General features: G+C 68.1%; 11 protein-coding genes. 5 read left to right on the top strand and 6 right to left on the bottom strand.

The genetic code is table 11. From position 1 onward, the window contains the following. Positions 1–169: 169 nt before the first annotated feature. Together P1X14_RS20890 and P1X14_RS20885 are read right to left on the bottom strand one after the other, a co-directional pair. Positions 170–763 (bottom strand): type II secretion system protein GspJ, encoded by a 594-nt coding sequence (locus tag P1X14_RS20890; RefSeq protein ID WP_277317355.1) that lies wholly within the window; start codon positions 761–763, stop codon positions 170–172. Positions 764–822: 59 nt separating this feature from the next. Beyond that, positions 823–1,881, bottom strand: a complete 1,059-nt coding sequence (locus P1X14_RS20885) for an ABC transporter substrate-binding protein (RefSeq protein WP_277317354.1) — start codon at positions 1,879–1,881, stop codon at positions 823–825. An 86-nt stretch (positions 1,882–1,967) separates the two neighbouring features. Between P1X14_RS20885 and P1X14_RS20880 the strand changes: the two genes are divergently transcribed. Beyond that, complete coding sequence (locus tag P1X14_RS20880; protein ID WP_277317353.1) at positions 1,968–2,597, top strand: hypothetical protein; 630 nt, start codon at positions 1,968–1,970, stop codon at positions 2,595–2,597. Positions 2,598–2,601: 4 nt separating this feature from the next. Here P1X14_RS20880 and P1X14_RS20875 read toward each other — a convergent pair whose 3' ends face one another. The 4 genes from P1X14_RS20875 to gspL are packed head-to-tail and all read right to left on the bottom strand — an operon-like array spanning position 2,602 to position 6,918. After that, the gene (locus P1X14_RS20875; RefSeq protein ID WP_277317352.1) at positions 2,602–3,825 is read right to left on the bottom strand and encodes a type II secretion system F family protein; all 1,224 of its coding nucleotides are present in this window, start codon (positions 3,823–3,825) and stop codon (positions 2,602–2,604) included. Then, positions 3,825–5,312, bottom strand: coding sequence for a type II secretion system ATPase GspE (gene gspE / locus P1X14_RS20870; protein ID WP_277317351.1), 1,488 nt, complete (start codon positions 5,310–5,312; stop codon positions 3,825–3,827). Before gspE ends, P1X14_RS20875 begins: the two co-directional genes overlap by 1 nt. Further along, positions 5,309–5,812 (bottom strand): type II secretion system protein M, encoded by a 504-nt coding sequence (locus P1X14_RS20865; protein WP_277317350.1) that lies wholly within the window; start codon positions 5,810–5,812, stop codon positions 5,309–5,311. Before P1X14_RS20865 ends, gspE begins: the two co-directional genes overlap by 4 nt. Beyond that, a complete protein-coding gene (gene gspL, locus P1X14_RS20860) occupies positions 5,809–6,918 on the bottom strand; it encodes a type II secretion system protein GspL (RefSeq protein WP_277317349.1) in 1,110 nt (369 codons plus the stop codon). Before gspL ends, P1X14_RS20865 begins: the two co-directional genes overlap by 4 nt. Positions 6,919–6,960: 42 nt before the next feature. On the opposite strand from gspL, the gene gspG reads away from it, so the two are divergent. The 4 genes from gspG to P1X14_RS20840 form a co-directional block, all read left to right on the top strand. Next, on the top strand, positions 6,961–7,398 hold the full coding sequence (gene gspG / locus P1X14_RS20855) for a type II secretion system major pseudopilin GspG (RefSeq protein WP_277317348.1): 438 nt from the start codon (positions 6,961–6,963) through the stop codon (positions 7,396–7,398). A 5-nt stretch (positions 7,399–7,403) separates the two neighbouring features. After that, positions 7,404–7,883 carry a GspH/FimT family pseudopilin gene (locus tag P1X14_RS20850; protein ID WP_277317347.1) on the top strand — a complete coding sequence of 160 codons (480 nt, stop codon included), beginning with the start codon at positions 7,404–7,406 and terminating at the stop codon, positions 7,881–7,883. Continuing rightward, complete coding sequence (gene gspI / locus P1X14_RS20845) at positions 7,880–8,398, top strand: type II secretion system minor pseudopilin GspI (protein ID WP_277317346.1); 519 nt, start codon at positions 7,880–7,882, stop codon at positions 8,396–8,398. Before P1X14_RS20850 ends, gspI begins: the two co-directional genes overlap by 4 nt. Continuing rightward, a partial coding sequence (locus P1X14_RS20840; protein WP_277317345.1) for a type II secretion system protein N occupies positions 8,395–8,956 on the top strand: 562 nt, incomplete at its 3' end. The genes gspI and P1X14_RS20840, both read left to right, overlap by 4 nt.

Raw genomic sequence — 8,956 nt, 5'->3', positions numbered from 1 at the left:
CCGCCGCGCACCGCCGCCAGCGCCCGCGACGCTTCCCGCGCGCGCAGCCCGCGGTCCAGCGCCAGTTCCTCGCGATTGATCAGCAACAGCACGAGACCCGCCGCGATGGCGACGAACATCAGCACGTTGACCAGGATCATCCCGGTTTCGCCCTGATCCGGCGCGCGCCTCACTGCCCGTCCCCGCGCGTCGGCAGGACGACCACGCGGCGAAGACTACCCGCCGCCCCGCCGGCCTTTGGCGCAACCACCTGCATCTCGACCTCGATCGCCTGCGGCCAGCGATTGGCTTCCTCCTCGCTGCGCGGCCACGCATCGATCCAGCCATTGTCGTAGAAGCGCCAGCGCACCGCCGCGACGCCCGGCAGCAATTGCTGCTGCGCGCGTCCGACGCCGCGGATCAGCGTGTCGCCCGTCAGCGCATATTGCACCTCCGCAGCGCGACCACCGGTGCCCGGTGCGGTGCGGCTGAACTTGATGTTCGGTCCGCCCCCGCTCACCTGCCCGACCGAGATCTGGTCGAGGTCGCTGGTGATGACGAACATCGCGCGCTGGAATTCGGCCAGCCGGTCGAGCCGCGCCTCGGTGCGCCCCTGCACGTTGAGCACGCCCTGCACCAGCGCCAGCCCCGCCGTCGCGATCAGCGCGAACAGGCCCAGCGAGATCATCAGTTCGATCAGCGTGAAGCCCTGCTCGGCGTTCTTTGCCGGCTCCGCCGGGGTTCGGCACCAGCCCGCTCCCCCACCCGGCCTCCCATCCAGCATATTCTGTGGGAGGCCGGGTGGGGGAGCGGGCTGGTGCCGTCTTCCCACCAAAGCCGGCTTCATGCGCCGCTACTCATCGCTACCGGCTCGTAACCCTCCGGCCGCGCGACCAGGATCGCGAAATCTCGCGCCACGCTGCCATCGGTGCGGAAGCGGACCGGGCCGGTGACGCATTTGAAGCCCTGTGCGCTGAGCAGCCCCGCCGGGCTGAGCGTGCCCGAATTGCGGAGCGAATTGGCGATGCCCGCCGCATCATAGGCCAGCGCCGCGATCGCCCCCGGATCGCCGCCCACGCGCGCGGAAAACTCGCTGGCAAAGGTGCCGAACGCTGCCGGATCGGGGCTCGCGATCCACGCCCCTTCCAGCGCGGCAAGCGAAGCCGGGCGATGATCGAGCGCCTGTACCGTGCCGAGCAGCTGCACGCCGGTTTCCTTCAGCGCGCGCGCGGCGGCCAGTACCTTGTCACCGCTTCCGGGCAACAGCACTGCGTCGGGAACCTCGCCCGGATCATGCATGGTCGAGCCGGGAAGCACCTCGATCGATCGCACGGTGATTCCCAGTTCGCCTTCCATCCGGCTCGCGGCCAGCACCGACGCCGAGGACCAAGGGCTGTGATCGTCGATCACCACCACGCTCTTCACGCCGCGGGTGCGGGCATAGCGCAGGATCGCGCTGGTCACCTGCGCCGCGGTGATCCCGAAGATATAGGTGCCGGGCTGTTTCAGCACCGAATCGTTGCTGAAGCAGATCACCGGCACGCGGCCCGCCACGGTGGAGGCCACCGCCGGCACTTCCTCGGCCAGCAACGGCCCCAGGATCATCGCCGGCCCCTTCTTCAGCGCAGCGGTCGCCGCCGCAGCCGCGCCGTTCGCGGTGCCCAGCGTATCATAGGTCTGAACGAAGCTGCTGTTTTCCGCGAGCAACGCCGCCGAGCGCATGCTAAGGCCCAGCCGCGCTCGCGGTCCCGTGAGCGGCACCAGCAGCGCGACCGGGCGTTTGTCCTTCTTCGCGGTCTGCGCCAAGGCGAACGAAGGAATAACGACCGATGCCGCTGACGCGACCAGACCGGATTGTGCGAGCTTCAGCAGGTCTCGACGGTTCAGATCTCGGTGGGGCACTGGAAATCACTCCGGATGCGCGTAACGACGCCCGGCGGCGTCTTATCCGGTTCGCCGCGCTGGGCATAGCGGCTTATGCCGTGGCGATGGTCGCGACGATCCCGGCCAGCGCGGTGCTGAAGAACCGGCCATGGCGCGCGGGCATTTCGGGCACGATCTGGAATGGCGAAGTCGGCATCACCGGCGGCGGCGTGGCCGAATGGCGCTGGGCGCCGCTGCGTTCGCTGACGGGTCTTGGCTATGCCGCCGACTGGAAGCTGCGCGGGCCGGATACCGAGCTTGGCGGGCGGGCCATCGCTGGCTTCAGCAGCGTGGTGCTCGACAAGGTCAGCGGATCGGTCGATGTCGGCCTGCTCTCGGTGCTGCGCCCCAACCTGCCCTTCACCTGCGCGATGACCGCGCAGGTCGAGATGGACCGGGTGGAAATGGGTGGATCGGGCCAGATGATGCAGGGCCGCGTGCTGAGCGATCCCGGCAGCTGCGGCATGCGCGGCCTGCCCGCGCGCGCCAACATGCCCTCTTTGCTGTTCACCGCCGAGAAGGTCGGCAGCATCACCCGCATCCGCCTTGCCCCCGCTACCCAGCGGATGAAGACGCTGATCAGCGGCACGCTGAGCGAAGGCGGTCAGGTCGAGCTGACCATGACGCCCGACGGCGCGCAGCTGCTGCCCTTCCTGCCGATCCCGCCCAACCAGCCGTTCCGGACGACGATGTAAGGGCTCAGACCCCGACCAGATTGTTGAGGTTGATGATCGGCAGCAGGATCGACAGCACCATCATCAGGATCAGCCCGCCCATCACCAGCAGCACCAGCGGCTCGACGAGCGCGACTAGCGCGGTAACCAGCGCGTCGAGTTCGCGCTCCAGCTCGTTCGATGCGCGGCCCAATGCTGGCGCCAGCTTGCCCGAACTCTCGCCCGCTGCGACGATGGCGATAAGCATCGTCGGGAACACGCCCGCCTCCTGCATCGCCACGCGCAGGCTCACGCCCTCACGCACGCGCTGCGCCACGCCCAGCGCGCGATCCCGCACCCAATGGTTCGGGGTCACTGCGGCGGCGGCATGGATCGCCTCGACCAGCGGCACCGCGCTGCCGACAAGCGTCGCAAGGCTTCCGGCGAAGCGCGCTGCGTTCAACTGACGGCTGAAGCGGCGGATCGGGCGACGTTCGGTGAACGCCTTGTGCATCCGCAGCTTGTTGGCGGGCACCCGCCGCCAGCGCTCGAAGATCAACAGCGCCACCGCGATGCCCAGCAGCAGGTACAGCCCGTAGTTCTGGAGGAACGCGCTCACCGCGATCAGCGCGCGGGTGAGGAACGGCAGGTCGGCCCCGCGCGAGACGAACACCTTCACGATATCCGGAACGACATAGATCATCAGCAGCACGATCATGCCGAACGACACGAGCGCCAGCAGTGCCGGATAGAGCAGCGCCAGTTGCAGCTTCTGCCCGTTCGCCTGCCGGTTCTCGACGAACTCGGCGAGGTGGCTCAGTACGTCGGGCAGCTTGCCCGAGCTTTCGCCCGCCGCGACCGAGGCGCGGTAGAATTCGGGAAAGGCCTGCGGATGCTGGCCCAGCGCGGTCGCAAAGCTGCGCCCGTCGAGGATCGCGCCGCGCACGTCGAGCAGCAGCGAACTGACCGCCGCCTGTTCGGATTGCGCCGCGACCAGCCGCAGCGACTCTTCGATCGAGATGTCGGAGCCGACCAGTGTCGAGATCTGGCGTGTGATCGTGGCGAGCTGGCGCGGGCTGATCCCCTTGCCGAAGCTGGGCAGCTTGATCGATCCGAACGAACGTCCGCCTTCGCGCGCGGCCTCGACCGACAGCGGCAACAGACCCTGATCGCGCAGCATCGCGCGCGCGGCGACCGGCGACGAAGCCTCGAGGATACCTTTCTTCGCGGCGCCGGACTTGTCGGCTGCGCGGTAGGAGAATGCGGGCATCAGGCCTCGTCCCGCACCACGCGGGCGACTTCTTCCACCGTGGTCACGCCGGCCTTCACCTTGGCGACACCATCGTCGAGCAGGCTGGGATTATCCTTGCGCGCCAGCTTTTCCAGATCGGCTTCGGAGGCGCCGTCATGGATCAGCTTCTGGAAGGCATCGTCCACAGCGACGACTTCGTACAGGCCCGCACGGCCGCGATAGCCTTCCTGATGGCAATCCTCGCATCCCACTGCGCGCCACAATTTCTTGCCCGGCTTGATCGCCCCGCCCAGCAACAGCGAATCCGCTTCGGTCGCTTCGTCCTGACGGCGGCACGAGGGGCACAGCTTCCGCACCAGCCGCTGCGCCGCGAGGCCGACCACCATCGGCGCGAGCAGGTAACGCTCGACACCCATGTCGATCAGGCGCGTCACCGATCCGACCGCGCTGTTGGTATGCAGGGTCGACAGCACGAAATGGCCAGTCATCGCCGATCGCACCGCGACTTCGGCGGTTTCCTGATCGCGGATTTCGCCGACCATGATCACGTCCGGATCCTGGCGCAGGATCGCGCGCAGCCCGCGGGCGAAGCTCATATCGGTGCGCGCATTGACCTGGGTCTGGGCAATGCCGGGCAGCTCATATTCGATGGGATCTTCCACCGTCATGATGTTGCGCTTGCGATCGTTCAGCCGGTGGAGCGCCGCGTAAAGCGTGGTCGTCTTGCCCGAACCGGTCGGCCCGGTGACCAGCACCATGCCGTGCGGCCGCTCAAGCAGGCGCGAGAAGACCGTGCGGTCGCGCTCGCTCATGCCCAGCACTTCCATGTCGAGGCGCATCGAACCCTTTTCGAGCAGACGCATCACCACCCGCTCGCCATGCTGGGTCGGGATGGTCGAGACGCGCGCGTCCACGTCATGCCCGCCGATGCGCAGCGTCACGCGGCCGTCCTGCGGGATGCGCTTCTCGGCGATATCGAGCTTCGCCATCACCTTGATGCGGCTGACCAGCAGCGGCGCCAGCGCGCGCGGCGGCTCGAGCATGTCGCGCAGCACGCCATCGACGCGGAAGCGCACCACGAGGCGCTTCTCCTGCGTCTCGACATGCACGTCCGACGCGCCTTCCTTCACCGCTTCGAGCAGCAGCGCGTTGATCAGGCGGATGACCGGGCTGTCGTCGCGATTGTCGAGCAGATCGTCGACCGCGGCCGCATCGTTGGCCAGCGCGGCCAGATCCATGTCGCCCATGTCCAGCTCGGCCGCGGCGCCTGCGCTGCCGCTATAGGCAGCGCTGATCGCGGCATCGAACTCGCCATCGGTGGCAGCGACGAACAATGCATCGGGTGCGACCCGCCGCACTTCGAGCATCGCGTCCAGACCCACGCCGGGCCGGTAGACGCAGACGTTGCGTCCATTCTCCTGCCGCAGCAGCACGCCGTTGCGGCGCGCATAGCTGTAGGGCAGCGCCAGCGGCGCGCCTTCGGTGAGGATCAGCGTCTCGCTCATCGCGCAAAATCCACGGTAGCGCTGACCCGCCCCGCGGTGGGCAACCGCTTCATCGTCACACGCCGCACCTTCAACCGGCTGGTCGCGCCCAGATCGGCGATCCACGACATCACCGCATCATAGGGCGCATCGGCCACGGTCGCGCGGAGCCCCTCGGGCACGGTCGCAACCGTCACCGGCACGCTGAACTGCGCGGCGGAGGATTGCAGCACCACTTCGGGCGTGCCGCTGCGCGGCTGCGGACGGGCGCCCTGCGGCTGGAGACCGCCCGCGGCGCGGATGCGCGCGTTCAGCGTCTCATAGGTGCGGATATCGGCATAGGACTTGGCCCGCGCATTCTGGATCGGCATCAGCACGCCATAGAGCAGCACCACCGCGCCGATCAGCGTGCCCATCGCGGCGAGCAGGATGCGCTCGCGCGGGCTGCGGCCGCTCCACCACGCGTCGAACCGGGCGATAAGGGCGTCGAGGCCCGAGCGCTGGATGATGCGGACGATCATGCGGCACCTGCCGTAATACGGATCGCGCCGTCAGGCGATTCCGTGACCGTCGCCTTGATGCGTGCATTCTTCAATGCATCGCGAATCCGCGCGGACAGGCCGGGCTGGCCATCAAGGTCCATCGTCAGCGTCTCCGCCTGGAATTCGAGGCTCCGCGCATTGATCGCCCCCAGCGGCGCCAGCGCAGCCGAAATGCGGCCGACCAGCGGGATGAAGGTCTGCGGCACGCCGCCCCCTCCCCCGCCGCTGGGCAGCAAAGCCGCGACGCTGGTGGCGAGATCGCCCTGAAGTGCGGTGCCCGGCGCGGTCTGCTGGATCAGCGCGCGGGTGTCCGCCTCGCGCCGGTTCGCGATGATCCGCAGCGCAATGGTATCCGCAAACAGGATCGCGATATGCGCCGCAACGCCAATCCCGACGATCCACCCAAGACGGCGCCACGTGTTCGAAATCACCGCACGCCGGGCATAGGCTCCCTGCCGCAGATCGACCGCGGGATTTCGCACGCGCTCCGCCAGCGGCTGGGAATCGATCTGGACCCCGGCGACCGGCACATCGGCCGGGCTATGCTGGTTCCAGGCCATGACCGGCGGCTGCCCCGCTGCCTGCCAGGCGGTCGCGAACATCGCCTCGTCGAACGCGAAGCCGCCCTCGGCCGAACGCACCAGCACGCGGCCGCGCCGCGAATCGACCATCCACGCGCCTTCCAGCTCGGCCACGGGCAAGGTCAGCGCATCGGGCACCATCGCCGCATGGCTCAGGCCAACCGCTTCGGCACCGGCGATCCAGCGGATCATCGTCTCGTGCCGCACCACCGCGACCAGATAGCGCTTCGGCGAAATCTCCGCGCCAAGCGCCAGATGCACCGAATCGACCGGCTCGGCGATTCGGTCCTCGATGGCGAAGGGCAGTGCCTCCAGCCGCTTCGCGCGGCTCGACAGCGGCAGGTCGACCGCCAGCAGCAGCACCTGCTCGGTGGGGACCAGCAAGGTTGCGGGTCCCTCCGGCTCGTTTATGATCGCCCCGCTGGCGGCAAGCGTCCATACGCCCCCGGCACGCGGTTCCGAGCCTGGCTCGACTGTAACATTGCTTTCATGGACAGAACGCATGGGACTGCGATGCGCATAGATTTACGACAGTTCAAGGACAGCGTGACATCACGCGCCAATATCCGCAAGCGGGTGAAGCATTCCGAAGCGGGTCTGACCCTGATCGAAATGCTGATCGTGCTGGCGATCATCAGCATCGTGGCCGGCCTGTTGGTGGTGAATCTGATGGGCCGTCCGGACGAGGCACGCGTCACCACGGCAAAGACCGACATCAAGACCCTGTCCGGCGCGCTGGCGATGTATCGCCTCGACAATGGCGATTATCCGACCACCGATCAGGGCATCAAGGCGCTGGCGGTGCAGCCGAATCCGGCCCCGCCCGCATGGCGCGCCTATGTTCAGGAAGTGCCCAAGGATCCCTGGGGCCGTGACTGGGTCTATGCCAATGACGGCGGGGTCTTCACGATCACGTCGCTCGGCAAGGACGGCAAGCCCGGCGGCGAAGGCGTGGACGCCGATATCAGCGGCAAGGGCCAGTAACAGGCGTGCCGGGGGGCCGCTCCACCAGAACGGCCCGTGAGACGGGCTTCACGCTCGTCGAGATGCTGATCGTGCTCGCGATCATCGCGGTGGCGGCGGGCACGGTGGCGATCGGCGTCGGCGGCGCCACTCGCGCACCCACGGTCGAGGCCGAGGCGCGCAGGCTGGCGACCCGGCTTCAGGCCGCGTCCGACGATGCGATGCTCGGCGACCGGATGGTCGCACTGACCATCGCGCCGGACGGCTATGGCTTCGCCACCATCGGCGACAACGGCCAGATGCAGGCCCGCACCGACAAGGCGCTGGGCTTCCACCAGCTTCCCGCCGGTATGGTGATGACGCTCAGCGCCAAGCCCCCGGTGGTGCTGGGTGCGGACGGCGCGGGCGAACCGATGACCGCCACGGTCGAAAGCGGGCGGCAGCGCTGGATCGTGCTGTACGACGGCATGACTGTCAGCGTGCGCAAGGCGGCGGAAAAGCCGTGAGCGATCTTTTGCGCCAATCCTCACCCCTTCCCCTTCCCCAGCGAAGGCTGGTGCCCAGTTGCGGGACCGAAGTGGCGAATCCTGCGTTCCACCACATCGAACATGGCAACTGGGCCCCAGCCTTCGCTGGGGAAGGGATTGAAAGTTCCAGAGGCGGCACTGCCAACGACTCCGGCTTCTCGCTGATCGAGGCGCTGGTCGCGCTCGCGGTGCTGGCGATCGCGTCGGTCGGACTGATGCGCGCGGTCGAATCTCATATCGATTCGACCCGGGGGTTGGAACGCCGCGCGACCGCGATGTGGATTGCCGAGAACCGTCTCGCGGAACTCGAATTCCGTGCCGAGATCAGCGAATCCCAGCCGGTCGAGATGCTCGGCCAGCAATGGCGCGTCGCGGTCACCCGCACCCGCACCGACGACGCCGAAATCAACAAGGTCCGGATCCAGGTCTTTCAGGGCAACGACAAGGCGGCACTTGCAACGCTCGACGGGTTCGTGGACGGGAGGCGAGGATGATCACCCTGCCCAGCCTCTCACCGCGCCAGACGCGCACCGCACTCGATCTGCTGACCGGCGCGGTGGTGATCTCGGTCGCCTTCGCGATGGCCGGGTTGACCTGGCGGCTTGCCGGCCATGCCGGAACCGGCGCGATCATGGCGCCTTCGGGCAAGACCGCGCCGGGCGCCGCACCCGATATCGCGCCCGTCCTCGCGCTCGCGCCATTCGGCAAGGCTGCGATCAGCGACGCGACCCAGCCGACCACGCTGGCGCTGGTGCTGCAGGGCGGCATCGCTTCGGACCAGCCGAGCGTCGCCGCCGCCTTCATCTCGGTCAACAATGAGCCCGCAGCGCCCTTCCAGATCGGCGATACGGTGGCGGGCGCGAAGATCGAGGGCATTTTGCGCGATCGCGTGATCCTCTCCAATGGCGGGCGCACCGAATATCTCGGTTTCCCGGTGCCGGTTCCCGAAGGCGCACCCGCAGGTGCGGCAGGCCCCGGCGCGCCGACGTCCCCGACGACCGCACCGCCGCCGCCGCCCACCAATCGCCCGGCGAATATGCTCGACGGCCCGC

This window comes from Sphingomonas sp. AOB5 (genome assembly GCF_029433115.1).
Classification (GTDB): Bacteria; Pseudomonadota; Alphaproteobacteria; order Sphingomonadales; family Sphingomonadaceae; genus Sphingomonas.
This window is presented reverse-complemented; position numbering and strand designations above follow the sequence as displayed.

Coding starts and splice junctions, on each gene's coding strand:
- P1X14_RS20890 (WP_277317355.1), bottom strand. CDS start 763: ATGCTGGATGGGAGGCCGGGTGGGGGAGCGGGCTGGTGCCGAACCCCG.
- P1X14_RS20865 (WP_277317350.1), bottom strand. CDS start 5,812: ATGATCGTCCGCATCATCCAGCGCTCGGGCCTCGACGCCCTTATCGCC.
- gspE (WP_277317351.1), bottom strand. CDS start 5,312: ATGAGCGAGACGCTGATCCTCACCGAAGGCGCGCCGCTGGCGCTGCCC.
- gspL (WP_277317349.1), bottom strand. CDS start 6,918: ATGCGTTCTGTCCATGAAAGCAATGTTACAGTCGAGCCAGGCTCGGAA.
- P1X14_RS20875 (WP_277317352.1), bottom strand. CDS start 3,825: ATGCCCGCATTCTCCTACCGCGCAGCCGACAAGTCCGGCGCCGCGAAG.
- P1X14_RS20880 (WP_277317353.1), top strand. CDS start 1,968: ATGGTCGCGACGATCCCGGCCAGCGCGGTGCTGAAGAACCGGCCATGG.